General features: G+C 62.8%; 22 protein-coding genes. 19 read left to right on the top strand and 3 right to left on the bottom strand.

The window, feature by feature from the left end:
- Positions 1-347: 347 nt before the first annotated feature.
- From OH720_RS02025 to OH720_RS01935, 19 genes are read left to right on the top strand one after another with little or no spacing between them, the layout of a single operon-like run.
- On the top strand, positions 348-1,073 hold the full coding sequence (locus tag OH720_RS02025) for a beta-ketoacyl synthase chain length factor (protein WP_272604366.1): 726 nt from the start codon (positions 348-350) through the stop codon (positions 1,071-1,073).
- Positions 1,049-1,858: a lysophospholipid acyltransferase family protein gene (locus OH720_RS02020; RefSeq protein WP_272604365.1), complete on the top strand. Its 810-nt coding sequence runs from the start codon at positions 1,049-1,051 to the stop codon at positions 1,856-1,858. The genes OH720_RS02025 and OH720_RS02020 overlap by 25 nt, the downstream gene beginning before the upstream one ends.
- On the top strand, positions 1,839-2,099 hold the full coding sequence (locus tag OH720_RS02015) for a phosphopantetheine-binding protein (RefSeq protein ID WP_180203953.1): 261 nt from the start codon (positions 1,839-1,841) through the stop codon (positions 2,097-2,099). Before OH720_RS02020 ends, OH720_RS02015 begins: the two co-directional genes overlap by 20 nt.
- A gap of 9 nt (positions 2,100-2,108) precedes the next feature.
- Positions 2,109-2,363: an acyl carrier protein gene (locus OH720_RS02010; RefSeq protein ID WP_008058177.1), complete on the top strand. Its 255-nt coding sequence runs from the start codon at positions 2,109-2,111 to the stop codon at positions 2,361-2,363.
- The gene (locus tag OH720_RS02005; protein ID WP_272604364.1) at positions 2,360-2,905 is read left to right on the top strand and encodes a hypothetical protein; all 546 of its coding nucleotides are present in this window, start codon (positions 2,360-2,362) and stop codon (positions 2,903-2,905) included. The genes OH720_RS02010 and OH720_RS02005 overlap by 4 nt, the downstream gene beginning before the upstream one ends.
- Positions 2,902-4,581 (top strand): acyl-CoA synthetase family protein, encoded by a 1,680-nt coding sequence (locus OH720_RS02000; protein ID WP_272604363.1) that lies wholly within the window; start codon positions 2,902-2,904, stop codon positions 4,579-4,581. Before OH720_RS02005 ends, OH720_RS02000 begins: the two co-directional genes overlap by 4 nt.
- Positions 4,574-5,308, top strand: a complete 735-nt coding sequence (locus OH720_RS01995) for a glycosyltransferase family 2 protein (protein ID WP_272604362.1) — start codon at positions 4,574-4,576, stop codon at positions 5,306-5,308. The genes OH720_RS02000 and OH720_RS01995 overlap by 8 nt, the downstream gene beginning before the upstream one ends.
- Complete coding sequence (locus OH720_RS01990) at positions 5,305-6,246, top strand: LpxL/LpxP family acyltransferase (protein WP_272604361.1); 942 nt, start codon at positions 5,305-5,307, stop codon at positions 6,244-6,246. Before OH720_RS01995 ends, OH720_RS01990 begins: the two co-directional genes overlap by 4 nt.
- Entirely contained in the window at positions 6,227-7,771 is a 1,545-nt protein-coding gene (locus OH720_RS01985) for an HAL/PAL/TAL family ammonia-lyase (protein ID WP_272604360.1), read from the top strand. Before OH720_RS01990 ends, OH720_RS01985 begins: the two co-directional genes overlap by 20 nt.
- Complete coding sequence (locus OH720_RS01980; protein WP_272604359.1) at positions 7,764-8,189, top strand: acyl-CoA thioesterase; 426 nt, start codon at positions 7,764-7,766, stop codon at positions 8,187-8,189. Before OH720_RS01985 ends, OH720_RS01980 begins: the two co-directional genes overlap by 8 nt.
- On the top strand, positions 8,186-8,890 hold the full coding sequence (locus OH720_RS01975) for an outer membrane lipoprotein carrier protein LolA (RefSeq protein WP_272604358.1): 705 nt from the start codon (positions 8,186-8,188) through the stop codon (positions 8,888-8,890). Before OH720_RS01980 ends, OH720_RS01975 begins: the two co-directional genes overlap by 4 nt.
- Positions 8,874-11,213: an MMPL family transporter gene (locus tag OH720_RS01970; protein WP_272604357.1), complete on the top strand. Its 2,340-nt coding sequence runs from the start codon at positions 8,874-8,876 to the stop codon at positions 11,211-11,213. The genes OH720_RS01975 and OH720_RS01970 overlap by 17 nt, the downstream gene beginning before the upstream one ends.
- Positions 11,210-12,370, top strand: coding sequence for a sodium:proton antiporter (locus OH720_RS01965; protein WP_272604356.1), 1,161 nt, complete (start codon positions 11,210-11,212; stop codon positions 12,368-12,370). The genes OH720_RS01970 and OH720_RS01965 overlap by 4 nt, the downstream gene beginning before the upstream one ends.
- Positions 12,357-13,604, top strand: coding sequence for an NAD(P)/FAD-dependent oxidoreductase (locus tag OH720_RS01960; protein WP_272604355.1), 1,248 nt, complete (start codon positions 12,357-12,359; stop codon positions 13,602-13,604). The genes OH720_RS01965 and OH720_RS01960 overlap by 14 nt, the downstream gene beginning before the upstream one ends.
- Before the next feature lie 46 nt (positions 13,605-13,650).
- Positions 13,651-14,133 (top strand): hypothetical protein, encoded by a 483-nt coding sequence (locus OH720_RS01955; protein ID WP_272604354.1) that lies wholly within the window; start codon positions 13,651-13,653, stop codon positions 14,131-14,133.
- Entirely contained in the window at positions 14,130-15,326 is a 1,197-nt protein-coding gene (locus tag OH720_RS01950; protein WP_272604353.1) for a beta-ketoacyl-[acyl-carrier-protein] synthase family protein, read from the top strand. The genes OH720_RS01955 and OH720_RS01950 overlap by 4 nt, the downstream gene beginning before the upstream one ends.
- Complete coding sequence (locus OH720_RS01945) at positions 15,323-15,784, top strand: hotdog family protein (protein ID WP_272604352.1); 462 nt, start codon at positions 15,323-15,325, stop codon at positions 15,782-15,784. The genes OH720_RS01950 and OH720_RS01945 overlap by 4 nt, the downstream gene beginning before the upstream one ends.
- Positions 15,781-16,509 (top strand): 3-oxoacyl-ACP reductase FabG, encoded by a 729-nt coding sequence (gene fabG / locus OH720_RS01940; protein ID WP_008058155.1) that lies wholly within the window; start codon positions 15,781-15,783, stop codon positions 16,507-16,509. Before OH720_RS01945 ends, fabG begins: the two co-directional genes overlap by 4 nt.
- Positions 16,509-17,735 (top strand): beta-ketoacyl-ACP synthase, encoded by a 1,227-nt coding sequence (locus tag OH720_RS01935; RefSeq protein ID WP_272604351.1) that lies wholly within the window; start codon positions 16,509-16,511, stop codon positions 17,733-17,735. The genes fabG and OH720_RS01935 overlap by 1 nt, the downstream gene beginning before the upstream one ends.
- Positions 17,736-17,881: 146 nt before the next feature.
- Here OH720_RS01935 and OH720_RS01930 read toward each other — a convergent pair whose 3' ends face one another.
- The 3 genes from OH720_RS01930 to OH720_RS01920 all read right to left on the bottom strand — a co-directional run bounded on the left by OH720_RS01930 (position 17,882) and on the right by OH720_RS01920 (position 19,461).
- Positions 17,882-18,169, bottom strand: a complete 288-nt coding sequence (locus OH720_RS01930) for an addiction module antidote protein (RefSeq protein ID WP_007943750.1) — start codon at positions 18,167-18,169, stop codon at positions 17,882-17,884.
- Positions 18,166-18,471, bottom strand: a complete 306-nt coding sequence (locus OH720_RS01925; RefSeq protein ID WP_272604350.1) for a type II toxin-antitoxin system RelE/ParE family toxin — start codon at positions 18,469-18,471, stop codon at positions 18,166-18,168. The genes OH720_RS01930 and OH720_RS01925 overlap by 4 nt, the downstream gene beginning before the upstream one ends.
- An 87-nt stretch (positions 18,472-18,558) precedes the next feature.
- On the bottom strand, positions 18,559-19,461 hold the full coding sequence (locus tag OH720_RS01920) for a LysR family transcriptional regulator (protein WP_272604349.1): 903 nt from the start codon (positions 19,459-19,461) through the stop codon (positions 18,559-18,561).
- Positions 19,462-19,585: the final 124 nt, after the last annotated feature.

Here is a 19,585-nt window from a genome sequence, read left to right as displayed (position 1 = left end):
CTCCGTGTATCAAAGAATGACCGAGTGTAGTGGTGCACGGCATGGCTTCGCTACCTCGCAGGCACAGGGACTACACAGTCAGCAGACTTTTCCTGCCGAAAATGCCGCTGGCACCGCTGTAAACCGAGACCAAAGCCGACAGACGGCCCGATGAAAATGTGAATAATTGCCAAACGTTCAGTTTTTGCGAACTGACCTGCACAACTGATTGAGCAAAACGTAACCAGTATTTGCTACACGTTCGTCGCACCGGGATAATGCGCACCACTTGGCGCCAAGCGCCACGCAGGGTGTGCCGTGCCGTTGCGCCACTCACCGCGTCAGGAAGCCTGCAAGGGCGGGATTGAATGTCTGTGATCAATTTCAACATCGCCCAGTGGCGCGCTTGGGCCCCGGGGCTTGAAAGCGTGGATGACTGGCAGGCCTGGTGCCGGCAACCGTTGATGTTGCCGGCCAGCGATGCCGCACCCAATGTTTCGTTCCTGCCGGCCATGCAGCGGCGGCGGCTCAGCCGTCTGGCGCGCATGGCATTCAGTGTCGGCTGGCCATTGGCCGAAGCCCATCAGGACCTGCCATTAGTCTTTGTTTCCCGTCACGGCGAAACCCCGCGCACCTTCGACATTCTCAGCGACCTGGCCGTCGACCAGCCATTGTCGCCGACCCAGTTCAGCCTGTCGGTGCATAACGCGATCATCGGCCTGTGGTCGATCATGCGCGGTGAAACCAGCGAAATGACTGCCCTGGCCGCCGCTGGCGACGGCCTTGAACACGGCATGCTGGAGGCTGCGGCCCTGCTGGCTGAAGGCTCACCCGCGGTATTACTGGTGGTCACCGAAGAGCAACCGCCACAGGCCTATTCGGCCTGGATCGACGATGTGCCCTTCCCTTATGCCGTCGGCCTGCTGATTACCCCGGGTAATGACTGGCAGTTGTCCCTGAACAGCGCCACGGATGCGTTGTCCAACGCTCGCTGGCCGCACGCGTTGAACCTGTTGTGCACGCTGCTGGGCTCGCAAACCACCTGCCAACATGCCTGGAAAAATCGTGTATGGACCTGGCAACGCAACCTGTGACTGAAAAAAACCGCGATGCCTACTACTGGCGCCTGCTGGCCACTGCCGCAAGCTTTGCCCTCTTCGGGTTGGGCGGCCTGTGCCTGCGCCTGGTAATTTTCCCGTTGCTGGCCTGCCTGCCAGGTGATGCCCAGACCCACCGGTTGCGGGCGCGTCAAACTGTCAGCCGCTGTTTCTGGTTGTTCGTCCGCTTCATGGCCCGCGCCGGCGTGCTGACCTACGAGATTCAAGGCGCGGAAAAACTCGGGCGGCCGGGCCAGATGATCGTTGCCAATCACCCATCGCTGATCGATGTGGTGTTCTTGATCGGCCTGGTTCGCCACGCCAACTGTGTGGTCAAGCAAAGCCTTTGGGATAACCCGTTCACCCGCACGCCCCTGCGTCGCACCGAATACATCAGCAACGACGGCAGCATGGACATGCTCGATGCCGCCGCCGATGCGCTGAAGCAAGGCCAGACCCTGATCATCTTTCCCGAAGGTACACGCACCCAGCCAGGCCAGGCGCCCGCCTTTCATCGGGGGGGCGCGGCAATTGCCGTGCGTGGTGCGAAAATCCTCACCCCCGTAGTGATCAGGGTCAGCCCGACCACACTGACCAAGGCCGAGCCCTGGTATCGCATCCCCCAGCGCCGCGTACACTTCAGTTTCCGCGTCGGGGACGATATAGATCCCCAGGCCTTCGCAGCGCTAGGCCCGCCCCCCCAGGCCTCGCGCAAGCTCAACGATTATTTGCATTCTTACTTTATCAAGGAGCTCGCCGAAGATGAGCGATCTGCACCGTGACATAAAGAACCTGATCATCGACGCCCTTGGCCTCGAAGACATCAGTGCCGAGGACATAGGAGACGAACAGACCCTGTTCGGCGAAGGCCTGGGCCTGGATTCGGTAGACGCCCTGGAACTGGGCCTGGCCATCCAGAAAAAGTACGGCATCAAGATCGATGCCGACGCCAAGGACACGCGCAATCACTTCAGTAACGTGGCGAGCCTTGCGGCCTTCGTCACTGCAAAACAGGCAGCTTGAGACCGGACCATGCAAACTCGTGACGACATTTTCAACACCTTGCGCGATGCCTTGGTCGAGCTGTTCGAACTGGACCCCGAACGGGTGAGCCTCGAATCCAACCTGTACCAGGACCTGGAAATCGACAGCATCGACGCGGTCGACCTGATCGATCACATCAAGCGCCAGACCGGCAAGAAAATCGCCGCCGAAGAATTCAAGTCGGTGCGTACTGTCAGTGACGTGGTCGAGGCGGTCTACCGTCTGGTTCAACCGACCGCATGAGTCGACTGATCGGCCTCGGCCTGCTGCTGGCGGGCTTGCTATACCCTTTTGCGGTGTATTTCGGCATGGAGCATTTCGCCCCGTGGCAGTTCGGGCTGCTGCTGGGCAGCCTGTGGCTGGCCCGCGCGCTGACGGGGAAGCGACGCCCAGGCAGTTCGTGGATGGCTGGCGTGGCCATCCTGTTCTGCCTGCTGCTGGCGCTGTTCGACAGTCCGCTACTGCTGCGTTGGTACCCGGTATTGATCAGCGGGTTCATGCTGGGGCTGTTCGGACTGAGCCTGAAGTATGGTCCGCCGATGGTCGAACGCATGGCCCGCCTGCGCGAAGCGCATTTGCCGGCCAAGGCCATCCGCTATACCCGCCAGGTGACCATCGCCTGGTGCGTGTTTTTCCTGTGCAACGGGATCTGCGCTGCGGCCCTGACACTGTGGGCGCCGCTGAGCTGGTGGATGCTGTACACCGGCCTGATCTCCTACGGATTGATAGGCCTGATGTTTGCCATTGAATGGCTAATACGACAACGGGTACGAGGCCGCCCATGAACTGGATAAAACTTGAGAATATGCTGCTCAAGGCCGAGCCGGAGCGTGCCGTGACGGCTGAACCCCGGCTCGATCACGCACAATTGCGTGAGCAGGCCCTGCGCCTGGCCGCTGGCCTGCAAACCCGTGGGGTGCAGCACATTGCCGTGCACCTTGAAGACGCCGCCGACCTGGCGATTGCCCTGTTGGGCGCCTGGCGTGCCGGGGTCAGCGTGCTGCTGCCCGCCGACTTGCAACCGCAAACTCGCCAGCGCTGGTCCGGCGAAGTGGATGCATGGCTCACCGATCAGCCGGACGATACGCATCCGGGGGATTTTCAGGATCCGCCCCTTGGCGCCGCTGCACTCGACCTTGACGGCTGTTCGCTAAGCCTGTGCACCTCCGGCTCCAGCGGCGAACCCAAGCGCATCGAAAAAAACCTGCGCCAACTGGTCAATGAAGTCCAGGCCCTGGAACAGCTGTGGGGCGCCGACCTGGGGCCGGCCTGCATCGTTGGCAGCGTCGCCACCCAGCACATCTATGGCCTGCTGTTCCGGGTGCTGTGGCCACTGTGCGCGGGCCGCCCGTTCGTTCGCAGACAACTGGCCTTCCCGGAAGACTTGCAGCGCGCCAGTCGCGAGCACCCGGTCTTCGCCTGGGTTGCCAGCCCGGCCCTGCTCAAGCGCATGGGCGACAACCTCGACTGGCCAGCGCTGAGCTCGGTGCGTCGGGTGTTTTCTTCCGGTGGCGCGCTGCCCGCCGAGGCCGCGCAGCGCCTGCACCAACGCCTGCAGCAATGGCCCACGGAAATATTCGGCAGCTCGGAAACGGGCGGCATAGCCTGGCGTCAGGGCCAGTCACTGTGGCAGCCCTTTGCCGACGTCCAGTTGAGCCAGGACAATGAGGGTGCCTTGCTCATCGCCTCGCCCTACTTGCCTGACGGTCATATCGAGCATACGGCCGATGCAGCGCGAATCGCGGCTGACGGCCGGTTCGAACTGCTTGGACGACTTGACCGGATCGTCAAGCTGGAGGAGAAACGGATCTCGCTGCCGATGCTGGAGCAAGCGCTGATGGACCACGACTGGGTTGCCGAGGCGCGCCTGGGTGTCGTCCAGGAAAACCGCGCTTCGCTGGGCGCGTTGCTGGTCCTGAGTGACGCGGGCTTGCATGTGCTGCGTAATCAGGGTCGACGTACACTCACGGAACAACTGCGTCAACACCTGAGCCTGCACTGTGAAGCCCTGGCTTTGCCAAGGCGCTGGCGCCTGCTGCAACAACTGCCGTTGAACGCCCAGGGCAAACTGCCACAGGCCGACGTCGAAGCCCTGCTGCTGGCACCACGCCCCAAGGCGCCGCAGGTACTGGAACAAGTCGAAACCAACGGTGAGTGGAGCCTGCAGCTGGCTGTTCCGCCGGACCTTGCCTATTTCAGCGGGCACTTTCCCACAGCTCCCGTGTTGCCCGGCGTGGTGCAGGTGGAGTGGGCGATGCACCTGGGCCAGCAACTGATGAACCTGCCAGAGAAATTCGCCGGCATGGAAGTGCTGAAGTTCCAGCAACTGGTGCGTCCCGGCGACGAAGTCCAGCTGCACCTGCGCTTCGACCCAACCCGCGGCAAACTGTATTTCGCCTATCGCAACGAAACCGCCACCTGTTCCAGTGGGCGGATTTTGCTGGAGGCGGCACATGCATAACCCCTGCGCCGTCGTCCCGGTCTACAACCACGAGACCGCGATCACCACCGTGGTCGATGCGCTGCTCGCCAACCATCTGCCGTGCGTTCTGGTGGACGACGCCAGCAGCCCGGCCTGTGCCAGGGTGCTCGATCAATTGGCGCTGCGTGACAACGTGCATCTGATCCGCCTCGCCGCCAACCAGGGCAAGGGCGGCGCGGTGATGACCGGTCTGCGGGAAGCCTCGCGCCTGGGCTTCAGCCACGCTTTGCAGGTGGACGCCGACGGCCAGCACGACCTGCAGGATGTCCGACGTTTTGTCGAACACTCGCGTGCCCATCCCGAGGCCGTGATCTGCGGCTATCCGCTGTATGACGACAGCGTGCCGAAGGGTCGTTTGTACGCCCGCTACCTGACCCACGTGATGGTCTGGATCAACACCCTGTCGCTGCAGATTCGCGACTCCATGTGCGGCTATCGCCTCTACCCCCTGCCCCCGGTCCTGGCGTTGATCGACGCGGCGAAGATCGGCAAGCGCATGGACTTCGACTCGGACATCCTGGTCCGCCTGGCCTGGCGCGGACAGCCGATGCAATGGCTGCAAACCAGAGTCCGTTACCCGCTGGACGGTGTTTCGCATTTCCGCATGTTCCACGACAACGTGTTGATTACGAGCATGCACACCCGGCTGTTCTTCGGCATGCTGCTGCGCTCGCCGGTGATTCTCTGGCGACGGTGGCGCACATGAACGCCGACAAGCAACACTGGGCCGACCGCGAGGAGCGTGGCAGCTTCTGGCTGATGAAATTCACCGCGGTCGCCGCCAGATTGCTGGGTCGTCGACTGCTGAGCCCACTGCTGTACGGCATCGTGTTGTACTTTTTCCTGTTCGGCCGCAGCGCCCGTCATAGCGCCTGGCAGTACCAGCAACGGCTCGCCGACTGGAGCGGTCGCGACGAATTGCGGCCGAGCCATTGGCGGGTATTCAGCCAGTTCATGGCCTTCGCCGACTCCCTGCTCGACAAGCTCGACGTGTGGAACGGCAAGCTGGGCATCGAGCAAATCGAAATCATCGACCCGGCGCTGTTGCGCAACCAGCTACGCGGTATACGCGGGCAAATGCTGGTGGGCGCCCACCTGGGCAACCTCGAGGTCTGCCGCGCACTGGCGGAGATCGGCGAAAAGGTCACCATGAACGTGCTGGTGCACACCAAGCACGCCGAGCGATTCAACCGTTTGCTGGGCGAAGCCGGTGCGACCAATCTGCGGCTGATCCAGGTCAGTGAACTGGACCCGCTGACCATGCTGCAACTGCACGAACGCCTGGAACGCGGCGAATGGCTGGCGATTGCCGGCGATCGTGTGCCGCTGCACGGCGGGCGTAGCGTGACCGTGGATTTCCTCGGTCACCCGGCAAAATTCCCGCAAGGGCCGTGGCTGCTGGCCGGACTGCTGAAATGCCCGGTCAACCTGCTGCTGTGCCTGAAGAAACCCGACGGCGATTATCGCCTGACCCTCGAGCCCTTCGCTGACGCGATCACCTGGAAACGCAGCGACCGTGAACAGGTCATTCATCAGTGGGCCACCCGCTATGCCGAGCGCCTGAGTCACTATTGCCTCGAAGCACCTCGACAATGGTTCAACTTTTACCCTTTCTGGAAGACCGATGACGACGCCAACGCTTGAGCCTGTAATCTTCGGCGAACGCCCTTTGCGCATCGACGATGTGCTGGCCCTGGCCAACCGCCAGGCGCCGACGCAGTTGCAGGGCGACGCACAGTTTAGCCAGCGCATCGCCAAGGGCGCGCAGTTCCTCGACTCCCTGCTCGACAAGGAAGGCGTGATCTACGGCGTGACCACCGGCTACGGCGATTCCTGCGTGGTCGCGGTGCCGCTGCATCACGTCGAGGCCTTGCCGCGTCATCTGTACACTTTCCACGGCTGCGGCCTGGGCAAGCTGCTTGACGCCCAGGCCACCCGCGCGGTGCTGGCGGCACGCCTGCAGTCGCTGTGCCAGGGTGTGTCCGGGGTGCGCGTGGAACTGCTGGAACGCCTGCAAGCGTTCCTTGAACACGACATCCTGCCTCTGATTCCGGAAGAAGGTTCGGTCGGTGCCAGCGGTGATCTGACGCCGCTGTCGTACGTCGCCGCCACACTGTCCGGCGAGCGTGAAGTGATGTATCGCGGCGAGCGCCGGCAAGCTGGCGATGTTCACCGCGAACTCGGCTGGCAGCCGCTGGTGCTGCGTCCCAAGGAAGCCCTGGCACTGATGAACGGTACCGCCGTGATGACCGGGCTCGCCTGCCTGGCCTACGCCCGCGCCGATTACCTGCTGCAACTGGCCACGCGCATCACCGCGCTGAACGTGGTTGCGCTGCAAGGCAACCCGGAGCATTTCGACGAGCGCCTGTTCGCTGCCAAGCCGCACCCGGGGCAGATGCAGGTCGCCGCCTGGCTGCGCAAGGATCTGGCCATCGACGCCCCGACCGCGCCGCTGCATCGCCTGCAGGACCGCTACTCGCTGCGTTGCGCTCCCCATGTCCTTGGTGTGCTGGCCGACAGCCTGAACTGGCTGCGCTCGTTCATTGAAATCGAACTCAACAGCGCCAACGACAACCCGATCATCGATGCCGAAGCCGAACGCGTGTTGCATGGCGGGCACTTCTACGGCGGGCACATCGCGTTCGCCATGGACAGCTTGAAAAACCTCGTGGCCAACGTCGCCGACCTGCTGGATCGACAACTCGCCCTGTTGGTGGATGAGCGCTACAACCACGGTTTGCCCAGCAACCTGTCCGGCGCCACGGCGGACCGCGCCATGCTCAACCACGGCTTCAAAGCGGTGCAGATCGGTGCCAGCGCCTGGACCGCCGAAGCGCTGAAAAACACCATGCCCGCCAGCGTTTTCTCGCGTTCCACCGAGTGCCATAACCAGGACAAGGTGAGCATGGGAACCATCGCCGCCCGTGATGCGATCCGCGTGCTGGAGCTAACCGAACAGGTCGCCGCCGCCACCTTGCTGGCCGCCAACCAGGGCGTCTGGCTGCGCGCTCAGGCCGAGGATGCGCGACCGCTGCCACCAGCACTCGCGGCCATGCATGAAGCGTTGGGCCAGGATTTCCCGCCGGTCATCGAAGACCGAGCGCTGGAAGGCGAATTGCGCCTGTGCCTGCAACGTATCGCCGCACAACACTGGAGGCTGCATGCGTAGCAAGGGAGTGCTCTACACCGATACGCAAATCCTCGTGCCGTTCTTCGACGTCGACAGGATGAACGTCGTCTGGCACGGCCATTACGTCAAATACCTGGAAATCGCCCGCTGCGCATTGCTGGACAAGATCGGCCACAACTATTTGGCGATGTCCGAGTCGGGCTATGCGTGGCCGGTGATCGACCTGCAATTGCGCTACATACGCGGCGCGCAGTTCGGCCAGACGCTTAACGTGCGCGCCAATCTGGTGGAATGGGAGAACCGGTTGAAGATCAATTACCTGATCAGCGACCTGGAAACCGGCGAACGCCTGACCCGTGGTGTCTCCGTACAGGTCGCCGTCGACATGAGCAATCGCGAAATGCAATTGGCCTCACCGAAGGTGTTCACCGACGCCGTAGAGAGGGCCCTGCCATGATTTTCAGCCGCCCCCTTCCCCCTGTGGGAGCGGGCTTGCCCGCGATGGTCGTTAACGATGACGCTGGGCGCCTGACACCCCGCGGCGCTCTCAGGCTTTTCGCGAGCATGCTCGCTCCTACAGTGTTTTGCGTGTTGCTGGGCATTCCAGGGCTGGCCAATGCTTTCGACCTGCAACAGCTCAGCGAGCAACTGGCCAGGCCCGATGTCATCCACGGCCAATTCATCCAGGAAAAACGCCTGCGTGCCCTGCCCCAGCCACTGACCAGCAAGGGCACTTTCGTCTTGGCGAAAAATCATGGCCTGCTGTGGCTGCTCAAGACGCCGTTGCAACAGGACTACCGCATCACCGCCACCGGCATTGCCCGGCGTGACGCCAGCGGCTGGCAGATGTTGCCGGGCAAGAGCGCCGGGGCTGAACAGAACCGCTTGTTCCTGGCTGTTCTGCAAGGCGACAGCAGCGGACTGCAGCGCGATTTCGAGCTGTCGCTCAGTGGCGATGCACAGAACTGGACATTGAAGTTGACGCCACGCTCGATGCTGCTCAAGCAGGTGTTCAACCAGATCAACATCACCGGCGGCGAACTGGTAAACAGCATCGAGTTGCTGGAAACCCAGGGTGACAGCACGCTGCTGCGCATGCAGGACAGCACCAGCGCGCAACCCTTGAGCGACACGGAGCAACATGACTTTGCCGAGTGAACGCAGGCTGCCGTGGCTGTTCCTGATCCTGCTGCTGGCAGTGCTGGCGCTTGCCGGCTGGCAATGGCGCGATGGTGCCCCGCTGTCGGCCAACCTGATGGAGCTGGTGCCCGGCACCGCGCCGGATGCGCTGGAACTGCGCGCCGAGCAACGCATGCAGGAACCGCTGAACCGCGAAATGCTGGTGCTGGTTGGTCACACCGATCGCCAGCAAGCCATTGCCATGGCGCAAAAACTGGGAGATCAGTGGCAAGCCAGCGGCCTGTTCGAAAAGGTCCAATGGAACCTGCAGGCCGACCTGCCGGCCCTGCGCACGCAACTGCTGCAAGGCCGACTGGCCATGCTCGCGGCAGAAGATCGCGAGCAGTTGATCGAACACCCCGATGCCTTTATCCAGCAACGGGTGCAGGCCTTATTTGACCCGTTCAGCGGTTTCAGCCTGGTGCCGAGCCAGGACGACTGGCTGGGCCTGACCGGGCGCATCCAGAACAGCCAGCCACAGCACGGTGCCGTGCAACTGGACATCGGCAGTGGCGCCCTTATCGCCGAGGCGGATGGCAAGCACTGGGTACTGCTGCGGGCGCGGACCACCGGCAATGCTTTCGACATGAACCTTCCGCTGCAGGTAGCCGACCTGCTCCAGCACAGCCGAGAGGAGGCCGCCCGGGCCGATGTGCAACTGCTGGCCGCGAGTGGTTTGTTGTACGCCGCCAACGGCCAGCGCCAAGCATCCCGCGAGATGACCTGGGTCGGTGGCGGTGCCACGGTCGGAATCCTGTTGTTGCTGTTGCTGGCCTTCCGCCGCTGGCGCGTCTTGCTGGCGTTTGTCCCGGTGCTGGTGGGCATGTTGTTTGGCGCGGTGGCCTGCGTGGCACTGTTCGGCCACATGCATGTGATGACGCTGGTGTTGGGTTCGAGCCTGATCGGTGTCGCCGTCGATTACCCGCTGCATTACCTGTCCAAGAGCTGGAGCCTGAAACCCTGGCACAGCTGGCCGGCACTACGCCTGACCTTGCCGGGCCTGACCCTGAGCCTGATCACCAGCGCCATCGGCTACCTGGCCCTGGCCTGGACGCCATTCCCGGCGTTGACCCAGATTGCCGTGTTCTCGGCGGCGGGCCTGCTGGGAGCCTATTTGTCCGCGGTGTGCCTGCTGCCCGCACTGCTCAAGGGTGCCGAGCTGCGCCCGGCGCAATGGCCCCTGCGGCTTTGCGAGTTTTTACTGGGGCGCCGCGAAGCGCTGCTCAGGCATTTGAGCACGCCGGTATTGCTGGCGCTGCTGATCGCGTTTTGTGCAGGCGGCCTGGTGCAGCTCCAGACCCGGAACGACATCCGCCAGTGGGTGGGCGCCCCGCAGCAGTTGACTGACGAAGCGCAGACCATTGCGCGAATCACCGGCTACCAACCCACCAGCCAGTTTTTCCTGGTGCAAGCGGCCAATCAACAGCAACTGCTCGAACGCCAAAGCGCCCTGAGTGAACGCCTGGATCAGTTGGTCAGTTTGGAGAAACTTCAAGGCTACCTGTCGCTCAATCAACTGGTCAGCCCGCCCAGCGAACAGCGCAAGGTGCGTGAAGCGTTGAGCAAATTGCCGCCGTTCTGGCAGCCGTTGCTCGATGTCGGCGTACCGGCACAGGCGCTGCAAGCGGAGCTGAGCCAGTTGCAGGCATTGCCCGTCGAAGACATCGACAGCGCGCTGGCCGGCCCGCTGGCCGAGCCTTATCGCCTGTTGTGGCTGGGGCCGACCGCTGACGGCGTGGCGGCGATGGTCAGCTTGCAGGGCTTGAACAATCCCGCGCTGTTACGGGTACAAGCCGAGGATCTGCCGGGCGTGAAACTGGTGGATCGACTGGGCGAGTTGAACAGCGTGTTCGCCGCCACCCAGATCAGTGCCGCAGAACTGAAACTCGCCTCCTGCGTGCTGATCGTGCTGGTGCTTATCCTGCCGTTCGGTCCTGGCGGCGCACTGCGTATTGTGTCCCTGCCGTTACTGGCGGCCTTGTGCAGCCTGGCCAGTCTCGGCTGGCTGGGGCAACCGTTGACCCTGTTCAGCCTGTTCGGCCTGCTGCTGGTGACGGCGATCAGCGTCGACTACGCCATCCTCATGCGCGAACAGGTCGGCGGCGCCGCGGTGAGCCTGCTGGGCACCTTGCTGGCCGCGCTGACTACCTGGCTGTCATTCGGCCTGCTGGCGGTGTCGAGCACACCGGCGGTGAGCAACTTCGGCCTGTCAGTGAGCCTGGGCCTGATCTTCAGCTTCCTGCTCGCGCCCTGGGCCGGTCGCCAGGTGCATGCCGCCAGCCTCACGGAACCGACGACATGATGATTGCGCTGTTCTGGGCGATGGCCCTGGTACTGTTCGCCCTTGCGACCCGGCTCGGTCGGCATTTCGGCCTGATTCCAATCGTCAGCCAGTTGTTGCTGGCGACCCTCGGCCTGCCCCTGCTGATGTACTTCTGGATCGAACCGCAATGGCAGCTGAGCGGCGCGGCGCTGGTGTCACCCGGCTGGCTGAAGAACCTCTACAGCCTGAGTTTCGCGCTGCTGCTGGGCTATATCCTCAGCGATGTGATCGACCTGCAACTGGATCGCCAGAGCCTGAAAATCGCCCTGCCGAGTTTCTGCGTTCCGTTCGCCTGCGGCCTGGCCACGGCCATCTGGCTGCTGCCGCCACAACCCTGGATCAGTTCGCTGGCGGTCGGCCTGCTGTTCGCCATTACCGCGATCCCGGTGTTGTACCTGTACCTGCGGCACATCGCGTACCCGCACGCCGCCACCCGGCGCCTGGTGCAAACCGCGATCATCATCGACCTGGCTTGCTGGACCCTGTTCGCCCTCGCCCAGGGCAGCCTGCACCTGAGCAGCCTGCTGCTGCCCCTGGCCGGCGCGTGCCTGCCCGTGTTCCTGCGTTTGCTGGGCCTGCGGCAAACGTGGCTGTACAGCCTGGGCTTTTTCGCATTGCTGGTGATCGCCGAACACTACAAGCTCAATGCCCTGATTTTCGGCATCGGTTATGTACTGATCATGGCGGCCCTCAAGGCGCCGCTGGTCCTGCCGTTGCCGGCGATCTGGATGAGCCGCTTGCAGACCTACATCGCCATTCCACTGATCCTCACGTTCGGTATCGTGCAGATCAACGTGCACAGCGCGATGGACAGCCTCGGCTGGGTGCAGCTGGCGGCTCTGCTGCTGTTGCCGATTGCCAGCAAGCTGCTCGGCAACTGGCTCGGCCTGGGCTGGGCCGGCGCCTCGTTCCAGGGCGCCAGCCGCTGGCGCGAAAGCGTGCTGCTGAACATTCGCGGCTTGAGCGAGATCGTCTTTCTCAACCTGCTGCTGCAACAACAGCTCATCAGCCCGGCGCTGTACTTTGCGCTGATGCTGATGGGCCTGGTCGCGACCCTGCTGCCGGCACTGGCCGGCATGCATAGGGTCCCATTGATAGCTGCCGCCCCGGCAAGGAGCCCCCATGCCAATCGTTGAAACGCAACGTCGTCAGATCGTGGTGATCGGCGCGGGTCCCTCAGGGGCCATCGCCGCCGCGCTGCTCAAGCGCAAGGGGCATGACGTACTGGTGATCGAGCGCCAGCATTTTCCGCGCTTTTCCATCGGCGAAAGCCTGTTGTCCCACTGCCTGGATTTCGTCGAGGAAGCGGGCATGCTCGACGCCGTCAACGCCGCAGGTTTCCAATTGAAAACCGGAGCCGCGTTTGCCTGGGGCGAGCGTTACAGCACCTTCGATTTTGGCGACACGTTCACTCAGGGCAAGCCGACGACGTTCCAGGTCCAGCGCGCAGACTTCGACAAACTGCTGGCTGATCAGGCGGCATTGCAAGGCGTGGAAATCCGCTATGGCGAAACCATCGTCAGCGTCGATATCGATCGGGCCAGGCCGCTGCTCGGCGTACGACGCGAGGACGGCAGCGAGTACCGCATCGAGGCGGACTTCATGCTCGACGCCAGCGGCTACGGCCGCGTCCTCCCGCGCTTGCTCGACCTTGAAGCACCGTCGAATTTTCCGGTACGCCAGGCGGTGTTCACCCATGTCGAAGACCATATCGACCATCCGAACTTCGATCGCACCAAGATCCTCATCACCACCCATCCTGTGCAGCGTGACGTCTGGTTCTGGACCATTCCGTTCAGCAATGGCCGCTGCTCGGTCGGCGTGGTGGCCGCGGCGGAACACTTCGCGGGCCGCAGCGACAATCTCGACGAATGCCTGCGCGGCTTCATTGCCGAGACCCCAAGCCTGGCCGGAGTGCTGGAGAATGCGGTGTGGGACACGCCAGCCCGCACCATCGGCGGTTACTCCGCCAATGTGAAAACCCTGCACGGGCCGGGTTTCGCGTTGCTGGGCAATGCGGCGGAATTCCTCGACCCGGTGTTTTCCTCCGGCGTGACCATCGCCATGCGCTCGGCGAGCATGGCCGCCGGGGTGCTGCACCGCCAACTGCAAGGCGAGGCCGTTGACTGGCAGCGTGAGTTCGCCGAACCGCTCAAGCGCGGGGTCGATACGTTCCGCTGCTACGTCGAGGGCTGGTACGCCGGGACGTTCCAGGACGTGATTTACTACCCTGACGGCACTGCGGAGATTCGGCGCATGATCAGCTCGATCCTCGCCGGTTATGCCTGGGACGAGCGCAACCCATTCGTCGCAGAACCGAAACGTCGGCTGCGGATGTTGTCAGAACTCTGTGCACGGGATGTGACATGACTGACAAGCGCTACGCGGTGTGCAAGCCCGTTGAAGGGTGTGCCAGATGATTCGATGCCTGCTGCTCGGTTGCATCCTGTTGCTGAGCGCCTGCGCCAGCCAGGCGCCTCTGCCCGAACAGAGCCCGAACGTGGCGTTGCCGCTGCAATTGCACATCCAGCGCCTGCAAGACCAGCAGCGACTGGATTGGGTGCTGGTCATCCAGCGTGAAGGTCCTGCCATACGCTGGTCGATGATGGACTTGCTGGGTATTCCCCAAGCCCGTCAGAAGCTGATCGATGGCCATTGGCACGCCGATGGCCTGTTGCCGCCCAACCCGGAAGCCCGGGAGCTGTTCGCCGCGTTGCTGTTTGCACTGACCCCCAGGGATGAACTGCCTGGCAACTATCCGCAGGCGTGGCAACACGGGGCACAACGCTCACTGCCGGCGCGCTGGGACGTCCGTTACTCACAACCATTGAGCTTCGAATTGAATTTGCCCAAAGGCCCGAAATATCAAATCACGCCCCTGAGCGGTGACGCACCATGACGGCTTACCTCAATGCCCTCGGGGTCGTCTGCGCCCTGGGCCGCGACAAAAACGAAGTCGCCCGCAACCTGTTCGCCGGCGATTGCTCCGGCATGCGCAGCGAAGCCGGTTGGGTGCCCGAGCGGTCATTGCCGGTGGGTGCGGTCCAAGGCGCACTCGTGCCGATTCCCGCGGAGCTGACCTGCCAACGCAGCCGCAACAATCAATTGTTGATGGAAGCAGTGCTGCAAATTCGCGGCGATATCGATCAGGCCATCCAGACCTTCGGCAGCGACCGCATCGGTATCGTGCTGGGCACCAGTACCTCGGGCATCGAGGAAGCCAGCCAGGGCCTGGCCCGTTACGTGCGCGAACAACAATTCCCGGACGAGTACGACTACCAGCAACAGGAACTCGGTGCACCGGCGAATTTTCTCGCCGACTGGCTGCAATTGAGCGGCCCGGCCTACGTGATTTCCACCGCCTGCACCTCCAGCGCACGCGCGTTGATGAGTGCCCAGCGCCTGCTCGACCTGGGCGTGTGCGACGTGGTGCTGTGCGGGGGTGTCGACACCCTGTGCAAGTTGACCCTCAACGGCTTCTCGGCACTCGAAGCGGTGTCTGGGCAACGCTGCAATCCGTTTTCGGTGAACCGCAACGGCATCAATATCGGCGAAGCGGCCGTGCTGTTCCTGATGAGCAAACAGCCTGGCGACAGCCAGCCGATTGCCCTGCTGGGCAGTGGCGCCAGTTCCGATGCGCACCACATTTCCGCGCCGGAACCCACCGGCCGCGGCGCCCAACAGGCAATGCGCAAGGCGTTGAGCCGGGCCGGCCTGCAACCCGGGCAGATCGCCTACCTGAACCTGCATGGCACCGCCACCCCGCACAACGACGCCATGGAAAGCCACGCGGTGGCGGCCTTGTTCCCGGCCGGCGTCCCCTGTTCTTCGACCAAGCCCATGACCGGTCATACCCTTGGCGCGGCCGGCGCGCTGGAAGCCGCGTTCTGCTGGTTGAGCCTGAGTGACGACAACCGCGAACACAGCCTGGCGCCACATGTATGGGACGGCCAAGCCGATCCCGAACTGCCCGCCCTGAAATGGGTGACTCCCGCCGATCGCCTGGCGTCCACTGGACCTCGCTACCTGATGAGCAATTCCTTCGCCTTCGGTGGCAACAACGTCAGCCTGATTATCGGAGACGCCCCATGATTGACTGGCCGCTCGCCGAACTGCTGCCCCATGCTGGCGACATGATTCTCATCGACGAGATCCTGGCATTCGATGAGGAACAGATTCACACCCGCCTCAGGGTCAAGCCCGACGGGCTGTTCAACCTCGACGACGGCAGCCTGCCGGCCTGGGTCGGGATTGAACTGATGGCCCAGAGCGTCGCGGCCTTCGCCGGTTGCCAGGCGCGCCAGCGTGGCGATGCCGTGGAGCTGGGCTTTTTGCTCGGGTCTCGCAAGTTCGAATGCAACGTCGACCGTTTTCCCGCCGGCACCGAGCTGACCCTGCATGGCATCCGCTCGCTGGAAGATGAAAACGGTATGGGCGTGTTCGAGTGCCACATCAACGCACCCGGCATTCACGCCAGCGCCCGCCTGAACGTGTATCGCCCGCCCCAGGCGGCTCAATATCTTCATGAATCCGAAGGAGTCCAGTCATGACTGAATTCGTACTGGTCACCGGTTCCAGCCGTGGCATCGGCCGCGCCATCGCCCTGCGCCTGGCCCAGGCCGGGCATGACATCGTGCTGCATTGCCGCAGTGGCCTGGCGGATGCCCAAGCCGTGCAAGTCGAGATCGAGGCCCTGGGTCGCACGGCGCGCATCCTGCAATTCGACGTGTCCGACCGCGCCGGCTGCAAAGCCATTCTTGAGGCCGACGTCGAAACCCATGGCGCCTATTACGGCGTGGTGCTCAACGCCGGGCTGACGCGTGACGGTGCTTTTCCGGCGCTGAGCGAGGATGATTGGGATGTGGTGATGCGCACCAACCTCGACGGTTTCTACAACGTGCTGCACCCGGTGATGATGCCGATGATCCGTCGGCGCGCCGCCGGGAGGATTGTTTGCATCACTTCGGTGTCCGGCTTGATCGGTAATCGCGGCCAGGTCAACTACAGCGCCTCGAAGGCCGGATTGATCGGTGCGGCGAAGGCGTTGGCGATCGAACTGGGCAAGCGCAAGATCACCGTCAACTGTGTCGCACCCGGCCTGATCGACACAGCCATGCTCGATGAAAACGTGCCGGTGGAAGAAATGATGAAGATGATCCCCGCACAGCGCATGGGCACCCCTGAAGAGGTGGCCGGCGCGGTGAATTTCCTGATGTCGGCGGAAGCCTCGTACATCACCCGGCAGGTTCTGGCCGTCAATGGAGGCCTGTGCTGATGAAGCGCGTCGTCGTCACCGGCATGGCCGGCATCACCTCGCTGGGCAGCGATTGGGCAACCATCGCCGGCCATTTCGCGGCCAACCGCAGCGGCATCCGCCGCATGGACGAATGGGACCGCTTCACCGAACTCAATACGCGCCTGGCCGGGCCCATCGATGACTTCAAGGTGCCGGGCCACTGGACGCGCAAACAACTGCGCAGCATGGGCCGCGTCTCACGCTTGGCCGTCGGCGCGGCGGAACAGGCGCTGGCCGACGCCGGATTGCTCGGCGACGAATCGATCAAGGACGGGCGCATGGGCGTTGCCTGCGGCTCGTCCACCGGCAGCACCGACGAGATCAAGGCGTTCGGCAACATGCTGCTCAACTCGGTGGCCGAAGGCCTGAACGCCAATTCCTACGTGCGCATGATGCCGCACACCACGGCGGCCAACATCAGCATCTTCTTCGGCCTCACCGGCCGCCTGATCCCCACCTCCAGCGCCTGCACCAGCGGCAGCCAGGGCATCGGCTATGCCTACGAAGCCATCAAGTTCGGCCGTCTGCCGCTGATGCTCGCTGGCGGCGCCGAGGAACTGTGCCCGACCGAAGCCATGGTGTTCGACGCGCTCTACGCCACCAGTCTGAAAAACAACGCCCCGCACACCACCCCGCGCCCCTACGACAAAGGGCGCGACGGCCTGGTGATCGGTGAAGGCGGCGGCATGCTGGTGCTCGAAGAACTGGAACACGCCCTGGCGCGGGGCGCCCGTATTCACGCCGAACTCGTCGGTTTCGGCAGCAATGCCGACGGCCAGCACACCACCCGCCCGGAACAAGTCACCATGCGCCGGGCCATGGAGCTGGCCCTGGAAGACGCGGGCTTGAGCCCTGCCGACATCGGCTACGTCAACGGCCACGGCACGGCCACCGAACAGGGCGACATCGCCGAAACCCTGGCCACCAGCAGCCTGTTCGGCCAACACATGCCGATCAGTTCGCAAAAGAGCTTCCTCGGCCACACCCTTGGCGCCTGTGGCGCGCTGGAGTCCTGGTTCAGCATCGAAATGATGAACAGCGACCTGTACGCCCATACCCTCAACCTCGACGAAGTCGACCCGCATTGCGGCAAGCTGGACTACCTGCGTGGCGAGTTTCGGCAGATGAGCAACCAGTATGTGATGAACAACAACTTTGCGTTTGGCGGGGTGAATACGTCGCTGATTTTCAAGCGCTGGTCGTAAGGCGCACAACGACAAAGGGCGCCTTTCGGCGCCCCTTCACAAACAGGTCGGCTTGTCATCGCCCTATACCTGCCTGGCTCTGTGATGACTGGTTGCCCAGGATCCGCAGAGTCTCACAAGCCCCTTTCGGGAACGTTGCCAGTATTTCAGGTGCTGGCGTGTAATTTCAAGCCTAACGCCTTAACGACCTTCAGGATGGTCCCGAACTCCGGATTCCCTTCACCTGACAATGCGCGGTAGAGACTTTCCCGAGACAGCCCCGCATCCCGCGCGACCTGGGTCATGCCGCGAGCACGTGCAATGGTCCCGAGAGCTTTGGCGATGAATGCTGGATCATCTCCCGCTTCCTCCATGCAAGCGTCCAGATAATTTGCCATGTCCTCTTCGGTCTTGAGGTACTCGGCAGAGTCCCAGCGAGTGAATTGTTCGGTCATGGGTTTTGCTCCTGCCAGGATTTCGCAATGAGCCTGGCTTGTTTGATGTCGCGGGTTTGGCTGCTTTTGTCTCCACCACAAAGGAGGATGACCAACTGGCTGCCTTGCTGCATGAAATAGACCCGATAACCGGGACCATAGTCGATACGTGCTTCACTCAACCCTTCTCCGATGGCTTTGACATCACCAAAATTTCCATCGGCCATGCGGTCAATTCGCACCTGAATACGCATCCTGGCGCGGCTATCGGCCAGCTTCAATAGCCAGCCGGAGAATGTCGAACTTCGAAGAATCTCCGTCATGCGCCGAGTGTAGCCCCTGAGCTACACCCACTCAACCAGGAATTCTAAAGAGTCGATGTTCGGCAGCCTCAATTAACTGCAAAACAATCAGGGTAGAAGAGGCTCTACTTTTCGCGTCAACAACTCCACAAACGCCCTGGCCATCGGCGACTTCTGGTCCTTGCGCTGCACTAGCCACACCGCCGACACCGCCGCCGGATCGAGCAGCGGTCGATAGACCACGCCGTCAATGCGCATCCGCTGATAAGACGCCGGCAGCACCGACACACCCAGCCCTGCGGCCACCAAACCGATAATGGTCATCGCCTCGCCGGCCTCCTGGGCGAAGTGCGGGCTGAAGCCGGCGTCTCGGGCCAAGCTGAGTAATTGCGCGTACAGGCCACTGCCGTAGCTGCGCGGGAAGAATACAAAGGGCTCGAGGGCCAACGCTGACAGGAACAATCCCTCTTCACTGTCCTTCACCAGCGGATGCTTTGAGCTGAGCACCGCGACCAAGGGCTCGCGCATCAGTTCGACCACGCTTAGCGAGTCGGGCAGCCCCAGCGGCCGCATGATCCCGACCTCGATCGACTCATCTACCAGCGCATCGGCGACCTGGGTGCTACTCATTTCCCGCAGGTTCAAATGCACCGCCGGAAAACGCTGGCGAAACGAAAAAATCGCCTGGGGAATCGTTGAGTTGAACGGCGCCGACGAGGTGAAACCGATTTTCAGCTCTCCCAGTTCGCCCAACTGCGCCCGCCGCGCGACATCCGCCGCCTTGTCGACCTGCGCCAGCACCAGGCGCGCCTCTTCCAGGAACAGTCGACCGGCCTCGCTCAGCTCGACCCGACGATTGGTACGCTCGAACAAGCGCGCGCCGACCTCCTGTTCCAGCGCCTGGATCTGCTGGCTCAGCGGTGGCTGGGAGATGCCCAGCACCTGTGCGGCGCGGCCGAAATGCAGTTCTTCGGCGACGGCGATGAAGTAGCGCAGATGACGCAATTCCATGAAAACCCCATTAGGTCGTTAAAGCTATCAAACAGGTCGAACAATATATTGGATTGAATCATTAGCCAGCTATATGCTTTTTTCATTGCCTGACCGGCTGCGCTCCTCCGAGGTCCACCGTGAA

The sequence above is a fragment of the Pseudomonas sp. WJP1 genome, assembly GCF_028471945.1.
GTDB lineage: Bacteria > Pseudomonadota > Gammaproteobacteria > Pseudomonadales > Pseudomonadaceae > Aquipseudomonas.
This window is presented reverse-complemented; position numbering and strand designations above follow the sequence as displayed.